This window comes from Nesterenkonia lutea (assembly GCF_014873955.1).
Lineage (GTDB): Bacteria > Actinomycetota > Actinomycetes > Actinomycetales > Micrococcaceae > Nesterenkonia > Nesterenkonia lutea.
Genome location: NZ_JADBED010000001.1, coordinates 669,657 through 689,717 on the forward strand (window position 1 = coordinate 669,657; position 20,061 = coordinate 689,717).

General features: G+C 68.5%; 17 protein-coding genes. 11 read left to right on the top strand and 6 right to left on the bottom strand.

The genetic code is table 11. The features are described 5' to 3' along the window. Positions 1-25: 25 nt before the first annotated feature. From H4W27_RS03100 to H4W27_RS03125, 6 genes are all read left to right on the top strand, one after another. Positions 26-1,222, top strand: a complete 1,197-nt coding sequence (locus tag H4W27_RS03100; RefSeq protein ID WP_192596391.1) for a thiolase family protein — start codon at positions 26-28, stop codon at positions 1,220-1,222. A 72-nt stretch (positions 1,223-1,294) separates the two neighbouring features. After that, entirely contained in the window at positions 1,295-2,002 is a 708-nt protein-coding gene (locus H4W27_RS03105) for a 3-oxoacid CoA-transferase subunit A (RefSeq protein ID WP_192594636.1), read from the top strand. Continuing rightward, positions 1,999-2,682, top strand: a complete 684-nt coding sequence (locus H4W27_RS03110) for a 3-oxoacid CoA-transferase subunit B (RefSeq protein ID WP_192594637.1) — start codon at positions 1,999-2,001, stop codon at positions 2,680-2,682. The genes H4W27_RS03105 and H4W27_RS03110 overlap by 4 nt, the downstream gene beginning before the upstream one ends. 187 nt (positions 2,683-2,869) lie before the next feature. Next, on the top strand, positions 2,870-3,514 hold the full coding sequence (locus tag H4W27_RS03115) for a 50S ribosomal protein L25/general stress protein Ctc (protein ID WP_192594638.1): 645 nt from the start codon (positions 2,870-2,872) through the stop codon (positions 3,512-3,514). A gap of 35 nt (positions 3,515-3,549) precedes the next feature. Beyond that, on the top strand, positions 3,550-4,134 hold the full coding sequence (gene pth, locus H4W27_RS03120) for an aminoacyl-tRNA hydrolase (RefSeq protein WP_192594639.1): 585 nt from the start codon (positions 3,550-3,552) through the stop codon (positions 4,132-4,134). 264 nt (positions 4,135-4,398) lie between these two features. Further along, a complete protein-coding gene (locus H4W27_RS03125; RefSeq protein ID WP_192594640.1) occupies positions 4,399-5,250 on the top strand; it encodes an alpha/beta fold hydrolase in 852 nt (283 codons plus the stop codon). Between the two features lie 47 nt (positions 5,251-5,297). Here H4W27_RS03125 and H4W27_RS03130 read toward each other — a convergent pair whose 3' ends face one another. Next, on the bottom strand, positions 5,298-5,801 hold the full coding sequence (locus H4W27_RS03130) for a DUF2505 domain-containing protein (protein WP_192594641.1): 504 nt from the start codon (positions 5,799-5,801) through the stop codon (positions 5,298-5,300). A gap of 111 nt (positions 5,802-5,912) precedes the next feature. Between H4W27_RS03130 and H4W27_RS03135 the strand changes: the two genes are divergently transcribed. Next, a complete protein-coding gene (locus tag H4W27_RS03135) occupies positions 5,913-7,082 on the top strand; it encodes a calcium/sodium antiporter (RefSeq protein WP_192594642.1) in 1,170 nt (389 codons plus the stop codon). A 143-nt stretch (positions 7,083-7,225) separates the two neighbouring features. Next, positions 7,226-10,855: a transcription-repair coupling factor gene (gene mfd, locus H4W27_RS03140; protein WP_192594643.1), complete on the top strand. Its 3,630-nt coding sequence runs from the start codon at positions 7,226-7,228 to the stop codon at positions 10,853-10,855. Here the strand turns inward: mfd and H4W27_RS03145 are convergent. The 5 genes from H4W27_RS03145 to H4W27_RS03165 all read right to left on the bottom strand — a co-directional run bounded on the left by H4W27_RS03145 (position 10,822) and on the right by H4W27_RS03165 (position 15,919). Then, positions 10,822-11,997 (bottom strand): acyltransferase family protein, encoded by a 1,176-nt coding sequence (locus tag H4W27_RS03145; protein WP_192594644.1) that lies wholly within the window; start codon positions 11,995-11,997, stop codon positions 10,822-10,824. The genes mfd and H4W27_RS03145 overlap by 34 nt on opposite strands. 34 nt (positions 11,998-12,031) lie before the next feature. Further along, positions 12,032-12,352 (bottom strand): hypothetical protein, encoded by a 321-nt coding sequence (locus tag H4W27_RS03150; protein ID WP_192594645.1) that lies wholly within the window; start codon positions 12,350-12,352, stop codon positions 12,032-12,034. Between the two features lie 43 nt (positions 12,353-12,395). Next, positions 12,396-13,100: a deoxyribose-phosphate aldolase gene (gene deoC / locus H4W27_RS03155; RefSeq protein ID WP_192594646.1), complete on the bottom strand. Its 705-nt coding sequence runs from the start codon at positions 13,098-13,100 to the stop codon at positions 12,396-12,398. 53 nt (positions 13,101-13,153) lie between these two features. Further along, a complete protein-coding gene (locus tag H4W27_RS03160; RefSeq protein WP_225938982.1) occupies positions 13,154-15,004 on the bottom strand; it encodes a phospho-sugar mutase in 1,851 nt (616 codons plus the stop codon). Positions 15,005-15,091: 87 nt separating this feature from the next. After that, the gene (locus tag H4W27_RS03165) at positions 15,092-15,919 is read right to left on the bottom strand and encodes a purine-nucleoside phosphorylase (RefSeq protein ID WP_192596393.1); all 828 of its coding nucleotides are present in this window, start codon (positions 15,917-15,919) and stop codon (positions 15,092-15,094) included. Positions 15,920-16,214: 295 nt separating this feature from the next. Here H4W27_RS03165 and H4W27_RS03170 point away from each other — a divergent pair, with 295 nt between their 5' ends. Genes H4W27_RS03170 through H4W27_RS03180 form a run of 3 tightly spaced genes read left to right on the top strand, consistent with a single transcriptional unit; the run spans position 16,215 to position 20,042 of the window. Further along, positions 16,215-17,645 (top strand): NAD(P)H-quinone dehydrogenase, encoded by a 1,431-nt coding sequence (locus tag H4W27_RS03170; protein WP_318782379.1) that lies wholly within the window; start codon positions 16,215-16,217, stop codon positions 17,643-17,645. A gap of 7 nt (positions 17,646-17,652) precedes the next feature. Beyond that, positions 17,653-19,389 (top strand): DUF885 domain-containing protein, encoded by a 1,737-nt coding sequence (locus tag H4W27_RS03175; protein WP_192594648.1) that lies wholly within the window; start codon positions 17,653-17,655, stop codon positions 19,387-19,389. After that, a complete protein-coding gene (locus tag H4W27_RS03180; protein ID WP_192594649.1) occupies positions 19,386-20,042 on the top strand; it encodes a GNAT family N-acetyltransferase in 657 nt (218 codons plus the stop codon). The genes H4W27_RS03175 and H4W27_RS03180 overlap by 4 nt, the downstream gene beginning before the upstream one ends. Positions 20,043-20,061 lie beyond the last annotated feature (19 nt).

The window sequence follows — 20,061 nt, forward strand, 5'->3', positions numbered from 1 at the left end:
ACACGATCAGATGCTGGGAGCTCATATGCAGGACGTCTTCGTCTATCAGGGCGTACGCACCCCCTTCGGCAAGGTCGGCGGCGCGCTCTCCGGACAGCGGCCCGATGACCTCGCGGAGCTCGTCATCTCCACTCTTGTGGAGCAGGCCCCGGGGCTCAGCCCCGAGAATGCCGGGGAGATCGTCGGAGAGGTCATCTTCGGCAACGCCAACGGCGCCGGCGAGGAGAATCGCAACGTTGCGCGCATGGCCTGGCTGCTGGCGAAGCTGCCGGTGAGCGTGCCTGCGACCACGATCAACCGGCTCTGCGGGTCTTCCCTGGACGCGGCGATCTCCGGCGCCCGGCAGATCGCCCTGGGTGAGACCGAGGTGATCCTCGCCGGCGGGGTCGAGTCCATGTCCCGGGCTCCGTGGGTGCTGCCCAAGACCGAGCGGCCCTTCCCGATGGCCAATCTCGAGCTCGCCAACTCCACGCTGGGCTGGCGGCTGATCAATGAGCGCATGCCGTCCGAATGGACCGTTTCGCTGGGGGAGGCCACCGAGCAGCTGCGCGAGCGCCACGGCATCGATCGCGAACGACAGGATGCCTTCGCCGCACGCTCCCATGAGCTGGCCGCCCGCGCCTGGGAGGAGGGCCGCTTCGACGAGCTCACGGTGAACGTGCCCGGAGTGGACCTGGACCGCGACGAGACCATCCGTCCCGGAGCCACTGCCGAGAAGCTCGCCGGGCTGCGGACCGTGTTCCGCTCCGAGAACGGCACGGTGACTGCGGGCAATGCCTCCCCGATGAACGACGGCGCCTCTGCGGTCTGGCTCGGCTCGGCCGCCGGCGGTGAGCAGCTCGGGTTGAGCCCGCAGGTGCGCATCGCTGGTTGGGCCGCGGCGGCGAATGAGCCGCAGTACTTCGGCTATGCCCCGGTGGAGGCCAGCAACAAGGCGCTGGCGCGCGCCGGGATCGGTTGGGGCGAGGTCGGTGCGGTGGAGCTCAACGAGGCCTTCGCGGCTCAGTCCCTGGCCTGCCTGGATGCCTGGGACATCGATCCTGAGATCGTCAACGCCTGGGGCGGGGCGATCGCGATCGGTCATCCGCTGGGGGCCTCCGGGACCCGTGTGCTGGCCACCCTGGCGAAGCGCATGGAGCTCAGCGGTGAACGCTGGGGTGTGGCCACGCTGTGCATCGGCGTGGGCCAGGGCCTCGCCGTCGTCCTGGAGAACGCCAACTGAACCCCATGCCGCGCAGCGTCACCCGACCCAGCTTCCCGCTGGTGAGACTCACAGAACCTGAGGAATGGACCCATGACTGAATTTGTAGACACCGCCGCCGAGGCGGTGGCCAGCGTGAAGGACGGCTCCACCGTCCTGCTCGGCGGCTTCGGCAACGCCGGCCAGCCCATGGAGCTCATCGACGCGCTCCTGGAATCCGGCACCACCGAGCTCACCGTGGTGAGCAACAACGCGGGACAGGGCGATCGCGGACTGGCGCTGCTGATCAAGGAGCGCCGGGTGCGCAAGGTCATCTGCTCCTTCCCGCGGCAGTCAGACTCCTGGCACTTCGACGCGGCCTACCGCGCCGGGGAGCTCGAGCTCGAGCTCGTCCCGCAGGGCAACCTCGCCGAACGGCTGCGCGCCGCCGGTGCCGGCATCGGGGCCTTCTTCACCCCCACCGGCTACGGCACCAGCCTCGCCGAGGGCAAGGAGACCAGGGAGATCGAGGGCCGGCACTACGTGCTGGAGCATCCGATCCGCGGCGACGTGGCACTGATCAAGGCACTCAGGGCCGACGACGCCGGCAACCTCACCTATCGCAAGACCGCCCGGAACTTCGGCCCGGTCATGGCGGCCGCCGCCGCCCACACCGTGGTCCAGGTGCAGGAGCGGGTCCCCGCGGGTGCGCTGGACCCGGAGAACGTGGTCACCCCCGGGATCTACGTGAACACCGTCACCGCCCTCGGACAGGGTGCAGCCCAGCCTGCCGAGACGAGCCAGGAAGCGAAGGAATCATGAGCAGCCAGAACTCCTCCGAGACCAAGACCCTGGACCGCGAGGACCTCGCGCGGCTCGTCGCCGCCGACATCGCGCCGGGATCCTATGTGAACCTCGGCATCGGTCAGCCCACCAAGGTCTCCGACCACCTCAGCGCAGAGAAGAAGATCACCCTCCACACCGAGAACGGGATGCTGGGCATGGGCCCGCAGGCCCATGGCGAGGACATCGACGAGGAGCTCATCAACGCCGGCAAGATCCCGGTGACCGAGCTCCCCGGCGCCAGCTACTTCCACCACGCCGACTCCTTCGCCATGATGCGCGGAGGACACCTCGATGTCTGCGTGCTCGGCGCCTTCCAGGTCTCCGCCTCCGGTGACCTGGCGAACTGGTCCACCGGCGCGCCCGACGCCATTCCCGCCGTGGGCGGCGCCATGGATCTGGCCATCGGCGCCAAAGAGGTCTTCGTGATGATGTCCCTCTTCGCCAAGGACGGATCGCCCAAGATCGTGCCGGACTGCAGCTACCCGCTCACCGGTCTGGCCTGTGTGAGCCGGGTCTACACCGACCACGGCGTCTTCCTCATCGAACAGGGGCCGGACGGCCCGAAGGTCACGCTGCGCGAGGCCTACGGGATGACGCCCGATCAGCTCGCCGAGCGTCTGGACTTCCCGCTGACCCTGCCCGACTACAAGGGCTGAGCCGGCTGGTATAGTTGACAGCTGTGCCCAGGCGAGGGGGCGACGTCGGCGGATTTCTCCGCAGAGGTCAGCCCCGTGATCGACGAGGCGAACTGCAGGACCTCATATCCGCCACGGCGCGGAGAGCCTGAATTTCACTTGTCGTTGGCCTGGATCATTACGCATCCAACCAACGAAGGACAACATCATGGCTGACAAGATCGTCATTCCCGCGACAAAGCGGACCGAATTCGGCAAGGGCGCAGCCCGCAAGGCCCGTCGCGATGACAAGATCCCCGCAGTGGTCTACGGACACGGCGAAGACCCCATCCACGTGATCCTGCCCGGTCACCAGACCCACCTGGCCGTGCGCAACCCCAACGCACTGATCACCCTGGACATCGAGGGCACCGAGCAGCTGGTGATCCCCAAGGCCATCCAGCGCGACATCATCAAGCGCACCATCGATCACATGGACCTGCTGACCGTGCGCCGCGGCGAGAAGGTCGTCGTGGACGTCTACGTCGAGGTCACCGGCGAGCCCGCCGTCGGCTTCGAGTGGATCCTGGAGCAGGCCACCGTCTCGGTCGAGGCTGAGGCCACCCACCTGCCCGAGCACGTCACCGTGGACATCACCGACCGCGACGAGAACGCGCTTCCGGAGCACATCCAGCTGCCCAAGGGCGTCACCCTGGCTCTGACTGACCTGGAGTCCCCGATCGTCTCCATCCACGAGCCCACCGCGCAGGACCTGGGCGACGAGGAAGAGACCACCGAAGGCGGGGCTGCCGAGGGCGAGACCGCCGAGGGCGAGTCCGATTCCGAGGAGAACTCCGAGGGCAACGAGTCCTGAGCAGGACGACTCTGAACCTCCACTAGGCTCGAAGCATGGCTTCAGAGACTTGGTTGATAGCGGGACTCGGCAACCCCGGGTCCCGCTATCGTCATACCCGGCACAATATCGGGCACATGGTGCTCGATGAGCTCCTCGACCGCATGGACGCGAGCTACACACGCACCAAGGTCGGAGCCAAGGCCGTCGCGGCCCGGCTGGGCCCCGGCGGCCCGAAAGTCGTCTTCGCGATCTCCGAGGGATACATGAACCTCTCCGGGAAACCCGTGCGCGGTCTCATGGACTATTTCTCCGTGCCCACCGAGAACCTGATCGTGGTCCACGACGAGCTCGACCTGGACTTCGGCCGGGCCAAGCTCAAGCGCGGCGGCTCCGAAGGCGGGCACAACGGACTGAAGTCCATCACCACCCACCTCGGCGGAGACCGCGACTACCTGCGCGTGCGCGCCGGAGTCGGCCGGCCCCCCGGGCGCATGGACAGTGCTGACTACGTGCTGCAGAAGTTCAGCACCACCGAGCAGAAGGAGCTCCCGCTGTTCATCGGGAGGCTGGCCGACGCGGTGGAGCTGCTGATCGCCGAAGGACTGCCGGCGGCGCAGAACGCCGTGCACCAGTCATAGACACGCACCGGCCGCAGGCGTGCACCCCGCAGGGAGCTGCCTCACAGGTCCGCGGCGAGCTGTTGACGCGCGGGGCCGCAGCGAGAAGGCTGAAGGTCAGGGCGGAGCCCAGACTCGGCCGCTCCGGTCCCTGACGCTTGGCGTTCCAGGTCGAGATCGATCCACTTGGAGGCAGATCATGGCGGTATGCGACACCCGCGGCACCTGCGACAGCCGCGGCACCTGTGACACCCGTGGCACTGCGGCGGCCGGAGATCACACGTGATGACATACACGCAGCCGCAGACCCGTGACCGCATCAGCAGCTTCTCCCGGGCCGGACTCACCTTCGACGTGTCCGACAGCGGTCCATTGGACGGACCCACGGTCGTGCTGCTGCATGGGTTCCCGGCGAACCGGCATGGATTCGACGACGTGGCGGGAATCCTCAACGCTGCCGGGCTGCGCACCCTGGCACCGGACCTGCGCGGGTACTCGGACGGTGCCCGTCCGCGGCGCCGGCGGAGCTATCGCGCCGTGGAGCACCAGCGCGATGTCTCGGCACTGCTCGACGCGGCGGGGACCGAGCGCGTCCACCTCGTCGGCCATGACTGGGGCGGGGCACTTGCCTGGCAGCTGGCGCTCGCCGCTCCGGAGCGGCTGAGTCGGCTCACGGTGCTCTCGACGCCACATCCCAGTGCACTGGTGCGTTCGCTCTGGTCCTCGGCGCAGCTGCTGCGTTCCTTCTACGTGCTGGTGTTCCAGCTGCCGTGGCTGCCGGAGGCCCTGCTGCGCCGGCGACTCACCACCCTGCTGCGCAGGATGGGACTGAACGAGTCCTCAGCGATCGCGTACGGAGAGTTCATGGCGATCGACGGCCGACTCACCGGAGCGCTCAACTGGTACCGCGGGATGGGACTGCCGGATGACCGCGGCTCGCGCCGTCGGATGGTGACAGTGCCGACCACCTACGTGTGGGGCAACGGAGACCAGGCCCTGGGACGGCGCGCCGCCGAGCTGACGGAATCGTATGTGCAGGCGAAGTATCGCTTCGTGGAACTGGATGCGGACCACTGGCTCCCAGAGAACGTCCCGGAACTGGTGGCCCGGGAGATCCTCGCCGACAGACTGCACTGAGCACAAGCGGGGCGCAGCCGATGCTGGGCCCCGCCTGTGGCAGGTGCTCAGGCCCGGCGGGAGATCCAGGCGCTGACCTCGCGCGCCTGCAGATCCACGAACTTGCGCATGTACGGCTCCGCAGCGGCCTTGATCTTCTTGCCGATCAGCGGAATGTTGACGTTGACCTCGCCGCGCACGGTGGACAGGGTCTCCTGATCTCCCCGTGCGTGCAGGTTCTGCGCTGAGTCGGCCGAGACCGGGGCCGAGGCGATCTTCACCGCCGTGTCCGCGCGGCGGGACCCGCTCGCGTCCGGGGCGCTCCAGGAGTGCGTCACATGCACGCTGACCTCCCCCTTGATGACCTTCTTCGCGATCTCGGGAAGCTTGTCCGCGGGCATCGACTGTTCCGTCACGATCTCGAAGGCGCCGTCCAGGGGCCCGTTGACCTCGAAGCTCAGCAGCTTCGCGCCGACCTTCTTGGACAGGTGCTCGTTGAAGTCTCGGTCGGCGTAGGCCTCGATGATGCTCTGCACGTTGTGCTCGATCACGAGTTCGGTTTCAAGTGCCACGGATGGTCTCCTTCGTAGGTCCAGATCCTGGTGGTGGGATCTCATGCTCGGATCACCGGCGCATGGGCGCCGACGTCGCTTGCGGAACCTTCCCATTGTAAAGTTGCCGCAGTGACCATTCTGACTGTTCTCCTGCTGCTCGGCGGCCTCGTCCTGCTCGTCGCCGGCGGGGAGGCCCTGGTGCGCGGCGCAGCTTCGCTGGGCAAGACCGTGGGGCTCTCCTCGCTGATCATCGGACTGACGGTCGTCTCCTCCGCGACCTCGGCCCCCGAGCTCGCCGTGAGCATGGGAGCTGCGCTGAGCGGCTCCCCGGGCCTGGCGGTGGGCAATGTCGTGGGCAGCAACATCGCCAACATCCTCTTCGTCATGGGCCTCACCGCCATCTTCGGCGCGCTGGTGGTCAAGGTGCAGCTGATCAAGGCAGACATACCGATCATGATCGGGTTCTCGATCCTCGCCCTGATCATGGCGCTCGACGGCGGCATCAGCACAGTGGACGGCGTCGTGCTGGTCGGGCTGCTGATCGCCTACCTGGTGGTCACCGTCGTCCTCGCCCGCCGAGCGACCCGCGGCGAACGCGCGGCCGAAGCGGCGCAGGAGGAGAAGCACGAGCTCGACGTCGAAGCGGCGATCCTGCACGGCCCGCGTCAGCTGACCAAAGCACGGCGCACCTCCCGGGTTCGCGCCACGCTGATCGACCTTGCCCTGGTCGTCGGGGGAGTGGTGCTGCTGGTCATCGGGGCACAGATGCTGGTCAGTGCGTCCACCAGCATCGCCATGGTCCTCGGGGTCAGCGACCTGATCATCGGGCTGACCATCGTGGCCATCGGGACCTCGCTTCCCGAGCTCGCGACCAGCGTCATCGCCGCGCTCCGCGGGGAGCGGGACATGGCCGTGGGCAATCTGGTGGGCAGCAACATCTTCAACATCGGCGCCGTCCTCGGACTCACCGCGATCATCTCCGGCGATGGCATCGAGGTGGCCTCCGCCGCGGCGAACTTCGATCTCCCGGTCATGGTCGCCGCGGCCCTGGTGCTGCTCCCGCTGGCCTTCACCGCCGCGTCGATCGGCCGCTGGGAGGGCCTGGCGCTGGTGATCTCCTACAGCGCCTATGTGGTCTACCTGGTGCTCTACGCCTCGGGGCATGCCGCGCTGGAGCCCTTCAGCTCGGCGATGCTGTGGTTCGTGCTCCCGATCACCGCGCTGTGGCTGGCGGCGCTGGTGGGCTATGAGGTCGGTGTGCTGCGCAGCCGCCGAGCGGCCCGGGCAGGGGAGCCCTGAGTCGGGAACAGCGAGTATCCTGTGTGAGGCCCGATCTCCAGCACGACTGATCTCGTGCCCGACTGATCATCCGGCACGACTGATCTCGTGCGTCACTGAAGCTCCTGCATCGATCTGTATGCGAAACGAGGCGTCACTCTCCCATGGCTCTTTCTGGTCTGCGCACGGCACTGACGGCGAACCCCTCCTATAAGCGGGTGGCCTCGGCCGCCGCGCACCCGGCCCCGGAGCGCACCGAGGAGCTGCAGATCTCCTCGACCACCGGGCTGCGGCCCGCGCTGATCGCTGAGATCGCCGCCAAGCTGCGCGGCACCAGCGAGACCGGGACGCTGCTGGCCGTCACGGCCACGGACCGCGAGGCCGATGAGCTGGCCACCTCGCTGGCCGCCTACGCGCCCGAGGCCGCCGTGGCCCACTTCCCCTCCTGGGAGACCCTGCCGCACGAGCGGCTCTCTCCGCGCTCGGACACTGTGGGCAGGCGCCTCGGAGTGCTGCGCCGGCTGGCGCACCCGGAACAGACCGGAGGAGCGCTCGACGTCGTCGTCGCCCCGGTCCGTGCCGTGGTGCAGCCACTGGTGAAGGGGCTGGGGGACCTCACCCCGGTCAGACTGCAGGTCGGGGAGTTCGCCGACTTCGACCAGACCGTGGCCGACCTGGCCGACGCCGCCTACTCCCGCGTGGACATGGTCACCCGGCGCGGAGAGTTCGCCGTCCGCGGCGGCATCCTGGACGTGTTCCCACCCACCGAGCCGCACCCGGCGCGCATCGAGTTCTTCGGCGACGAGGTCGAGCAGATGCGCTGGTTCGCCGTGGCCGATCAGCGTTCCCTGGACGGCGAGTCCACAGCACACCCGGAGGTGCTCGACGCCGCGCCCTGTCGCGAGCTGCTCATCACCGAGGATGTGAAGGCCCGCGCCAAGGAGCTCATCGCGCAGATGCCGCACGCCGCGGACCTGCTCACCAAGCTCGCCGAGGGCATCGCCGCCGAGGGCATGGAGTCCCTCGCGCCGGTCCTGGTCCCGGAGATGGTGCCCTTCGTCTCCCAGCTGCCCGCGGGATCGCTGACCGTGGTCATCGAGCCCGAGAAGACCCGCGGCCGTGCCCATGATCTCTCCGCCACCAATGAGGAGTTCCTCGCCGCCGCATGGTCCGCAGCCCCGGACGGCGCGGCCGCGCCCCTGGATGTCAGCGGAGCCCAGATCGGCAGCGAGCAGCAGGGCCTGGCCGCCGGCGCCTTCGCGAGTCTGGCCGAGACCCGCGAAGCCTCCCTGGACCACGGCGCCGGCTGGTGGTCGATGACCTCGCTGGGCCTGGACGAGGAGCTCGAACAGGACGCCGACATCGTCTCCATCGACTCCCGCGAGCCGATCGGCTACCGCGGCAGCGTCGAAGATGTGATGACCTTCCTCGCCGAGCGCGCGAAGGCGAACTGGACGGTGGTGGTCACCACCGCCGCAGCCGGCTCCGCCCAGCGGGTCCACGAGCTGCTCACCGAGCACGATGTGCCCTGCGTCCGGGTGGACACCCTGGACGAGGCTCCCGCGCCGGGACGGATCACCATCTCCACGGCGAACGTCTCCGAGGGCTTCGCGGTGGATCCGCTGCAGCTGGCGCTGCTGACCGAATCCGAGATGCTCGGACGCTCCATCCGCCAGGATGCCGGCTCCGCCCGCAAGGTGCCCGCCCGCCGGCGTCGTCATGTGGTGGATCCGCTGGCGCTCAATCCCGGGGACTACGTGGTCCACGAGCAGCACGGCATCGGCCAGTTCGTGGAGCTCATCCAGCGCAAGGTCGGGTCCCCGCAGGCGATCAAGGCCGGCACCGCCGGCATCCGCGAATACCTGGTCCTGGAATACGCGGCCTCCAAGCGCGGCGGCGCGAAGGACCGGCTCATGGTGCCCACGGATCAGCTCGACCAGGTCTCGCAGTACGTGGGCGGGGAGGCGCCGTCGCTGTCCAAGATGGGCGGCAGCGACTGGTCCCAGACCAAGCGCAAGGCCAAGAAGGCCGTCAAGGAGATCGCCGGCGAACTGATCAGGCTCTACGCCGCGCGCATGGCCTCACGCGGGCATGCCTTCGGCCCCGACACCCCCTGGCAGGGCGAGCTCGAGGACGCCTTCCCCTATGCGGAGACCCCGGATCAGCTGACCGCCAGCGATGAGGTCAAGGCGGACATGCAGCGCGAGATCCCGATGGACCGGCTGATCTCCGGCGATGTGGGCTACGGCAAGACCGAGATCGCGATCCGAGCCGCCTTCAAGGCGGTCCAGGACGGCAAACAGGTCGCCGTGCTGGTGCCCACCACGCTGCTGGTCTCCCAGCACTACGAGACGTTCACCGAACGCTATGCCGGCTTTCCGGTCAGGGTCGCCCCGCTGTCGAGGTTCCAGACCGCCAAGGAGTCCAAGGAGACCCTGGCCGGACTGCGCGAAGGCAGCGTCGACATCGTGATCGGCACCCACCGGCTGCTCTCCAAGGAGGTCGACTTCCACGATCTGGGTCTGGTGATCATCGACGAGGAGCAGCGCTTCGGCGTGGAGCACAAGGAGCAGCTCAAGAAGATGCGCACCAACGTGGATGTGCTGGCCATGTCGGCCACGCCCATCCCGCGCACCCTGGAGATGTCCATGGCCGGGATCCGGGAGACCTCCACGCTGGCCACCCCGCCGGAGGAGCGGCACCCGGTGCTGACCTTCGTGGGGCCCTACACCGATAAGCAGGTCTCCGCCGCGATCCGCCGCGAGCTCATGCGCGAGGGGCAGGTGTTCTTCGTGCACAACCGGGTCTCCTCCATCGATGCGACCGCGGCCCGGGTCCGTGAACTGGTCCCCGAGGCGCGCGTGGAGGTCGCCCACGGTCAGATGAGCGAGTCCCGGCTGGAGCAGATCATCCAGGACTTCTGGGAGAAGCGCTTCGACGTGCTGGTCTCCACCACGATCATCGAGACCGGCCTGGACATCTCCAACGCCAACACGCTGATCGTGGACCGCGCCTCGACCTACGGGCTCTCCCAGCTGCACCAGCTGCGCGGACGCGTGGGCCGCTCCCGGGAGCGCGCCTACGCCTATTTCCTCTACCCGGCGGAGAAGCCGCTGGGCGAGGTGGCCCTGGAGCGGCTGCGCGCGGTGGCGGCGAACAACGAGCTCGGCGCCGGTCTGCAGCTGGCCATGAAGGACCTGGAGATCCGCGGGGCCGGCAACATGCTCGGCGGGGAGCAGTCTGGGCACATCGCCGGGGTCGGCTTCGACCTCTACCTGCGCCTGGTCGGTGAGGCCGTGGCCGACTACCGCGGAGACGAGGAGGAGACCTTCACCGAGGTCAAAATCGAGCTGCCCATCAACGCCCACCTGCCCCACGACTACGTCCCCGGTGAGCGGCTGCGTCTGGAGGGCTACCGCAAGCTGGCCGCGGCTGACACCGAGGAGAAGATCGCCGAGGTCGTCACCGAGTGGCAGGACCGCTACGGCGACCTGCCCGAGCCGGTCACCAACATCGTGGAGGTGGCCCGCTTCCGCAACCGTGCCCGCGGAGCCGGCATCCACGACGTCGGCACCCAGGGCCCCTTCATCCGGTTCGGGCCGGTGGTGGAGCTGGCCGAGTCCAAGCAGATGCGCATGGAGCGGATGTATCCAGGAAGCCAGCACAAGGCCTCGATGAAGCAGGTGCTGATCCCCAAGCCCAAGACCAGCGGGATCACCGGGGTGGAGCTCACCGACGGGGAGCTGCTGAGCTGGCTGAATCAGGTCTTCGAGGCGATCTTCCCGCCGCTCTGATCCGCCCCCGGGTCAGTCCCCGGACGCGGGGTCGCCGGCCGGGTGATCCCGTTCAGCGGCAGCGCCAGCGGCGTGCGGTTCACCAGCACGCCGATGCTCCAGCAGAGCAGCAGGGTCACCGCCGTGCGCAGCGGCGGGTTCTCCAGCTCGACGAGGCGCAGCAGCAGGTAGAGCACGATCGGGTGCAGGAACACGACCAGGGTCGCGGTGCGCACCAGTTCCGCGATGACGACGCCGACGCCGCGACTCCACCGCGAGGGCTCCCTCGGCAAGGAGACATCGCCGAGGCGGCCGGGCTGCTCCGGGTGCCCGAGCTGTTCAGAGCGGCCGGGCTGTTCAGAGCGGCCGGGGCGGGCCCCGCCCAGCAGGACATGGACCACCGTGGAGAAGAGCAGCACCAGCCCGATGCTGATCAGCAGCGCCAGCGCGGGGGAGAGCAGGTATGTCCCGAAGCCTGACCACTTGATGTTCATCGGCTTCGCCCCGGCGATCACGCCGCCGAATCCGAGGATCAGGCAGAGAAGCCCGAGCAGCGGCTTCGCCGGCAGCGAATGGCCCCGCGGTGTGCGCATGAACCGTCCGAACCAATGTCCGGCGAACATGAACGCCATGCAGGCAGGTGCCAGACCGATGCCCAGCGGGGTGTACGCCATCGCGGAGTCCGGCAGCTGAGCCAGCGTCAGTCCAGCCAGGCTGACCAGCACGCCCGTCCACCAGGGGAGGGCGAGCACCGCACGCAGCAGCAGCGCCGCGAAGAACAGCACGGAGATGAACCAGAAGGCCAGGAAGGGCATGTCTGTCCGGGCCCCGCCGATCACCGCCCCGGTGACGGTGCCCGGCTCGAAGGGCCACCGGCTGTGCTCCATCGCGATCACCGCAGCGCTGAGCAGCAGCAGCCAGACCAGGTAGGGCAGCGCGAGGCTGCGGGTGCGGATCTTCAGCTCCCCGGTGAACGTGCGCGAGGTGGAGAAGAAGAAGCCGGCGAGGAAGAAGAACAGCGGCATCCGCCAGATCTGCAGGTACGCCTCACCGGGCATGCCCGGCCAGGCGTGTCCGATGACCACAGCGGCCACCGAGATCACGCGCAGCAGATCGATGCCGCGGTTCCGGCCGCGGGGGGCAGAGACGGCCGGAGTGGGCATGAGAGTCAGGTCAGTCCCCGAACGACGGCGGACCTCAGCGGACGTGCGGCTCCGCCGCCGACTCGCGGGACGAGGTGGCGCGGGAGGCCATGGCGTCCAGCGGCTCACCGTGCTCGCCGTGGAGGTCCTGCTGCGCCAGGGAGTCCGAGCGACCGATGATCTCCTTGGAGACCAGGAAGGCGCCGCAGTAGAGCACGATGAAGGTCAGTCCGGGAACCCAGACCTGGTCCAGATCCCAGAAGTTCAACGCGACGATGGAACCCACCAGCATGAGGAAGACGAGCAGGAACGCCATGAAGTTCCCCACGAAGTTGCCCTGGCCCGAATAGGCCTTGACCTTGCCGTTGCTGATCATGTGCTCCCCTTAGGATGCGATGCGGACTGCGCCGCAGGCTGTGTCAGTAGCTGTCGGCGGCACCGGATGTGCTGGAATCTCTATGGCCCACGATATCAAGACCCGAGCTCGCCCCGATGCGCGTGGCGCCCGCCGCGACCATGGCCGCGGCGTCGTCATAGCTGCGCACTCCGCCGGAGGCCTTGATCCCCAGCCGACCGCCCACCAGCGAGTGCATCAGCGCGATGTCCGCAACGGTGGCACCACCGCCGGCGAAACCGGTGGAGGTCTTCACGAAGTCTGCTCCGGCGGCCTCGGCGGCGCGGCAGACAAGCGCCTTGGCATCCTCGCTGAGCAGCACGGTCTCCAGGATGACCTTGAGGATCGCGCCCCCGGCGTGGGCGGCATCGGCCAGTGCGCGGATCTGGGCTTCGACATACTCCTTGTCCCCAGCGTTGGCTGCCGCGATGTCCACGACCATGTCCACCTCCTCGGCACCGAGCTGCACCGCCTCCACCGTTTCGGCGAGCTTCGAGGCAGTGGTGGTGGCGCCCAGCGGGAATCCGACCACCGTGCAGGTCTTCACGGTGCTGCCGTCGAGCTCGGCGGCGACCAGGGACACCCAGCGCGGGTTGATGCAGACGGCCGCGAAGGAGCGGGCCTTCGCCTCGGTGACGAGACGCCGGATGGTCGCCTCGTCGGTGTCCGGCTTCAATGCCGTGTGATCGATCAGCGGCGCCATCTCGGAGGGGGAGAGGGTCTGGGTCATAACGGTGTTCCTCAAAGTCAGGGGTCGGATCTCGTCGGCGGGCTGAAGAGCACTCAGCCCAGGATGCTCTCCATGGATTTGCGCAGCTCATCGAGGCGGTGCGAGGCCTTGGCGCGTGCCTCGGTGATGACTTCCGTGGAGGCGTCGAGGCCGGGGGTGTCGGCCACCGCTTCGAGGTAGCACTTGACCTTGGGCTCGGTGCCGGAGGGTCGCACGATCACGCGGTCGCCCGCCTCGGTCAGGTAGATCAGCGCGTCGGTCTTGGTGGCCTCGCTCAGCTCGGACCCGGGCAGCGGGTCCTGGGTCAGATCCAGGGACTGCACCACGGAGGAGCCGGCGATCTCCAGCGGAGGCTCGGTGCGCAGGGCCGCGGTGACCTTGCCCAGCTCGGAGAGGTCACTGACCCGGATGGTGACCTGCCCGGTGACGAAGACCCCGGCCTCCGCGGCGATCTCGTCCAGGGCGGCGATCAGGCTGACGCCCCGTGCCTTCAGCGATGCGGTCATCTCGGCGAAGATCAGCGCCGCGGAGACGCCGTCCTTGTCCTTGACGTGTGCGGGGTCCACGTTGAAGCCGATGGCCTCTTCGTAGCCGAAGCTCATGTTCTGCACGCGGGCCAGCCATTTGAATCCGGTCAGGGTGGCGGCATGGCCGATCCCGCGCACCTGGCACAGCCGCTCGAGCAGCCGGGAGGAGACGATGGAGTTCGCGAGCACGGGCGCGGCGTCGGGCGCCTCGGTGCGAGTGGGCGTGGGGGAGTTCAGCACCTGCGGGCGCAGCGGACCGCGTTCGAGCAGATGGCGTCCCAGCAGGGCGCCGATCTCATCGCCGGAGAGCTGACGCCAGGCCTCGGTGCGCTCGTCATAGACCGCCGCGGAGAGGCGATCAGCATCCGGGTCATTGGCCAGCACCAGATCCGCATCCTCGGCCTCGGCGGTCTTCAGCGCCAGGTCCAGCGCCCCGGGCTCCTCCGGGTTGGGGAAGGCCGCCGTGGGGAAGTCGGGGTCCGGCTTGTGCTGCTCGGCCACCGGCGTCACGGTGAATCCGGCGGCGCGCAGCAGCGAGGCAACCATCTCTCCGCCGACCCCGTGCATCGCGGTGTAGACCACGTGCAGATCGCGCTGCGGGTAGGTCTCGGTGTCCAGCAGCTCCAGGGCCTCGGCCTCGTAGCTGCGGCGAGCCTCATCGGTGATCCGGTGCACCCCGGAGGTGTCCTGCGCGGCCTGGCGGGCGTCTGCGGACTCCACCAGCTCAGCGATGCGGGCGGCGATCTCGCGATCCACCGGGGGCACGATCTGCGCACCCACGCCGAGACCATCGGGTTCGAGGAACCGGGAGAGCTCTCCGCCGAGGTAGACCTTATAGCCGTTGTCCTGGGGCGGGTTGTGGCTGGCCGTGACCATCACGCCGATCTCGGCGTCGAGCACCAGCACCTGGCGGGCCAGCAGGGGAGTGGGTCCCGGGCGGTCGAAGAGATGGACCTCCCAGCCGGCGGCCGAGAAGATCTCAGCGGTGTCGGCGGCGAACTCATCGGACTGGTGGCGGGCGTCGAAGCCGATCACGATCCTGCGAGGGCCCTGGAGCGCGTCCTGTGGGTTGTCCGCCTGGCCTCTGGCCTGCGTGAGCTTCTCCTCCGCGTAGCTGAGCATTCCGGCCGCGGTCTGACGGACCACGAGCCGATTCATCCGCAGCGGACCGGGGCCGAGCTCGGCGCGCAGTCCGGCGGTGCCGAAGGCGAGCCGTCCGGAGAACAGCCGCTGCAGCTCATCCTGGGCGGCGGCGTCGGAGTCCTCGGCGCGCTGGAGCAGCTGCTCCACCGCGGTGCGCGTCGCAGCATCGGGGTCATCGTTGATCCAGCGGCGGACGTCGGCGATCAGCTTCTCGGTCATGATGTTCTGCTCCATCTGAAGAGGTTGACTCAGTGATTCGCGGGTGATCCGCAGTGATTCGCAGGGGTGCCCGAACTCAGGGACGCGGCGCGCCCACGGAGCTCACGGGCTGAGGATCCGTGAGATGACTTTGGCCAGCAGCGCGGAGATCCGCGGGCCCGCCTCGCGACCGGCCTGGAGCACCTCCTGGTGGCTCAGCGGCTCGGGGGAGATCCCGGCGGCCTGGTTCGTCACCAGAGAGATCCCGAAGACCTCCATGCCTGCCGCGCGGGCCGCGATGGCCTCCAGCGCGGTGGACATGCCGACCAGATCGGCGCCGAGGGTTCCAGCCATCGCCACCTCCGCAGGGGTCTCGTAGTGCGGGCCGGGGAACTGTGCGTAGACGCCCTCGCCCAGCCCGGGGTCGATCTCCCGGGCGAGCGCGCGCAGCCGTGAGGAGTAGAGATCGGTCATGTCCACGAAGTGGGCGCCGCGCAGTGAGGAGGTGCCGGTCAGGTTCAGGTGGTCGGAGATCAGCACCGGAGTCCCGGGAGCCCACTGTGGGTTCAGTCCGCCGCAGCCGTTGGTCAGCACCATGGTCCTCGCTCCGGCTGCCGCCGCGGTCCGCACCCCGTGGGCGACGGCGTCGACGCCGCGGCCCTCGTAGTAGTGGGTGCGGGCACCGATGACCAGCACATGCGCGCCTGCGGAGGTGCGGATCACCGTGAGGGTCCCGCTGTGACCGGAGACCCCCGAGGGGTGGAAGCCTGGGATGTCCTCGGCGTTCACCTCGGCCACCGGTTCGCCGAGCTGCGCCGCCGCGTCACCCCATCCGGAGCCCAGCGTGCAGGCGAGATCGATGGAGTCCACTCCGGCCTGCTCCAACAGTGCTCGTGCGGCCTCCTCGGCGAGGAGACTGCCCGGGGCCGTCGGATCATTCGTGGGTGTCAGCTCAGGGTGCGCGACCAGATGCTCACCGGTCTGTCCTGGGGTCCGGGCTGTGGACTGGACGCTGGTTTGTCCGGTGGGCCGGTCACCGGAGTCGACACCTGGTTGGGCAGCGGGCTGGGTCTGGGATATGTCATCGCTCACGGGGTCAATCTACCGTCTGAGGCCGACATCCGGGTGGGGTGAGCTGGCGAGATGTGCCCCCAGCAGAGAGGGGCTGGGAGCTGCCGAGGGGACATGCGGCCCGGCGTCGTATGACATTGGACGGGTATCTGGGCAGAATGGGAGCGTGACTTCCATCAACGCGCACAGCCGCTTCGCCCCTGACCGCATCGCCATCCTGGGAGGCGGGCCCGGCGGATACGAAGCCGCCATGGTCGCCGCAGATGCCGGTGCCGAGGTCACCATCGTGGAGGAGAAGGGGATGGGCGGCTCGGCCGTGCTGACTGACGTCGTTCCCTCGAAGACCCTGATCGCGACGGCGGACGCCATGCGCCGGGTCAACCTCTCCACCGACTTCGGAGTGCGGTTCGGGGAGCGCAACGGCGATGAGACCCATGCCTGGGCGGACTTCTCCAAGGTCAACGAGCGTCTGCTCAAGCTGGCGCACAGCCAGTCGGCGGACATCCAGTCCACCCTGGAGTCCTACGGGGTGCGCGTGGTCATCGGCCGTGGCAGGATCCTGCCCCCGCACAGCATCGAGGTCACCAGCGGCGCAGAACAGGGCGAGGTCATCGCCGCCGACGCCGTCATCGTGGCCACCGGCGCGCATCCCCGCGAGCTCAGCTCCGCCAAGCCCGACGGCGAACGCATCTTCAACTGGACCCAGGCCTACAACCTCACCGAGGTTCCCGAGCACATGATCGTGGTCGGCTCGGGCGTCACCGGTGCCGAGTTCGCCTCCGGCTATCGCCGTCTCGGAGCAGAGGTCACGCTGGTCTCCTCCCGCGAGCAGGTCCTCCCCGGTGAGGACTCCGACGCCGCCAAGGTCCTGGAGAACTCCTTCGAACGCGTGGGAGTCCATGTCGCCTCGCTGACCCGCGCCGAATCGGTGCAGCGCACCGAAGACGGAGTGGAGGTCTCGCTGACCAACGGCGAGACCCTGAAGGGATCGCACTGTCTGATGGCAGTGGGCGGCATTCCCAACACCGCCGGCATCGGACTCGAAGAGTGCGGGGTCGAGATCTCCGAATCCGGTCACATCATGGTGGACACCGTCTCCCGGACCACAGCCAACAATGTCTACGCCGCCGGTGACTGCACCGGGGTGATGCCGCTGGCCTCCGTGGCCGCGATGCAGGGCCGGGTCGCCGTCGCCCATATGCAGGGCGAGCCGGTGAAGCCGCTGAAGCTGCACCAGGTCGCCTCCAACGTCTTCACCTCCCCGGAGATCGCCACCGTCGGCGTCACCCAGGAACAGGTGGACTCGGGCAGGTATCAGGCCGACGTGGTCAAGCTGGATCTGGCCACCAACGCCCGGGCAAAGATGATGAACATTCGCGAAGGCTTCGTGAAGATCTTCTCGCGCAAGGGATCCGGCACGGTGATCGGCGCGGTGGTGGTTGCGCCGCGCGCCTCTGAGCTGATCTTCCCGCTGGCCCTGGCGGTCACGCACAAGCTGCATGTCGATGACGTCGCCACCACCTTCACCGTCTATCCCTCCCTGACCGGGTCGATCTCGGAGGCCGCGCGCCGCCTGCACCTCCACGTCACCGATTCCGAAGACTGAAGCGCGCATGCCCAGAAGTCCACGCGGGGGCAGCCCCGCCCGCCCGTCGCGCCCCGGCGCAGCCCCGAGCTCTGACCCAGCTCGCACCCCGACCGCAGTGGACGCCTTCGCCGAGGACTACCACGAGCGGCTGCTCGCGCTGGACCCCGAAGAGGCCACCGTGCTCGGCAGGCCGGGAGCAGAGACGCAATATGCGGACTACTCGCCGGCCGGACGTGAGGCGCTCGCGCGGATGCAGCACGACGCCCTGGAGCAGCTCGAAGAGCTCCAGCCGGCGGACGCCACGGACGAGGTGACGCTGCATGCCATGGCCGAACGCATCGGACTGGACATCGCCCTGCACGAGACCGGGCGCACCGAGCTGAACAACCTGGCCTCAGTTCCGCAGAGCGTGCGCATGGTGCTGGAGCTCATGCCTGCCGAGACCGAGACCGACTTCGGACACCTCGCGGGACGGCTGAGCAACCTGCCCGCCGCGCTGCAGGGCTACTGGGAGTCGCTGCAGGACTCCGCCCGACGCGGACACGTGCCCGCCCGCCGCCAGGTGAACGCGGTGGCGCAGCAGTGCAGAAGCTACGCCCAGCACGACGGCGCGCTCTCCGGCTACCTGCTCGGCGCCCGGACCGCAGGGGTCAGCGCGGCGACCCAGGCAGCCGTGGCCGCCGGCGCCTCGGCCGCGCAGGACGCGTACCGGCTGCTTGCCCAGCGCCTCGAGCGCGAGCTGCTGCCGCAGGCGCCCGAAGCGGACGCCGTCGGGGCCGAGCACTATCGACTCGCGAGCCGGTACTTCACCGGCACCGAACTCGACCTCGAGGAGACCTACCGCTGGGGTCTCCAGGAGCTGGCCCGGATCGTCGCCGCGCAGGAGACCGTCGCCGCCGCCATCCGGCCCGGGGCATCGATCGAGGAGGCCAAGCAGATCCTCAACGCCGACCCCGCTCGTCAGCTGACCGGGACACAGGCGCTGCAGGAGTGGATGCAGCGTCTCTCCGACGAGGCGCTCGCCGCGCTCAAGGACGTCCATTTCGACATCCCGGCCCCGATGGACACCCTCGAGTGCATGATCGCCCCCACCCAGGACGGGGGCGTCTACTACACCGGACCCAGCGACGACTTCTCCCGGCCGGGCAGAATGTGGTGGTCCGTCCCGCCGGAGGACGACAGCTTCACCACCTGGACCGAGACCACCACCGTCTATCACGAAGGGGTCCCCGGCCATCATCTGCAGATCGCCACAGCGACCCTGGTGAAGGACCGGCTGAACTCCTGGCGACGCCACGGCAGCTTTGTCTCGGGCTTCGCCGAGGGCTGGGCGCTCTACGCCGAAGAACTCATGGCAGAACTCGGATTCCTCACGGATCCCGGTGACCTGATGGGCATGTACGACATGCAGCGGATGCGCGCCGCCCGTGTGATCTTCGACATCGGGGTCCACTGCGGGTTCCAGGCTCCGGAGGAATGGGGCGCTCAGGTGTGGACCCCTGAGCAGGGCAGAGAGTTCCTTCGAGCTCATCTGCCCATCTCCGCGGCGCAGCTTGACTTCGAGTTCACCCGCTATCTCGGCTGGCCGGGCCAGGCGCCGTCGTATAAAGTCGGTCAGCGTGTGTTCGCGCAGATCCGGGCCGAGCATGAACAGGCGGCGCAGGCCGCAGGGGAGCAGTTCGATCTGCGTGCCTTTCACACAGAAATATTGGAGCTGGGAATGATCGGTTTGGACACACTGCGATTTGCGATGCAGCGATGAGACTGGTCACCGGCCGAGGCCAGGACTTCTCCGCACGTCCCGCCGCGGAGCTGGACGGAGACCTCGTCGAGCTGCGCCCGCTGCGCATGGCAGACGAGCACCGCTTCATGGCGCTGCGGGTCATCAACACCGAATGGCTCGCTCCCTGGGATGCGACCACCCCGGAGGACCCGGCCCCGCGGAATTCGTCCGCCGGGTTCAAGGAGATGACGCGGACCCTCTCCCGGGGCGCCCAGGCAGGCACGCATCTTCCCTGGCTCATCTGGTTCACCGCTCAGGGTGAACAGCCCCGACTGGTCGGACAGCTCACCGTGGGACCCATCATCGGTGGGTCGGCGCGGAGCACCTCGCTGGGCTACTGGCTGGACGAGCACCACGCCGGACGCGGCATCATGACCCTGGCGGTGGCGCTGGCCGTGGATCACCTCTTCTTCAGACGCGGACTGCACCGGGTGGAGATCACGATCCGGCCGGAGAACACCGCAAGCCTGCGCGTGGTGGAGAAGCTCGGCTTCCGCGAAGAAGGCCTGCGTCTGCGCTACCTGCACATCGACGGCGACTGGCGCGACCATCGCAGCTTCGCGCTGACCGAGGAAGAGATAGGTGAAGGACTCGTGGCGCGTTGCCGCGGATCACAATCCGGCGTCGGATAGGCTCAGCCTGTACTTCATA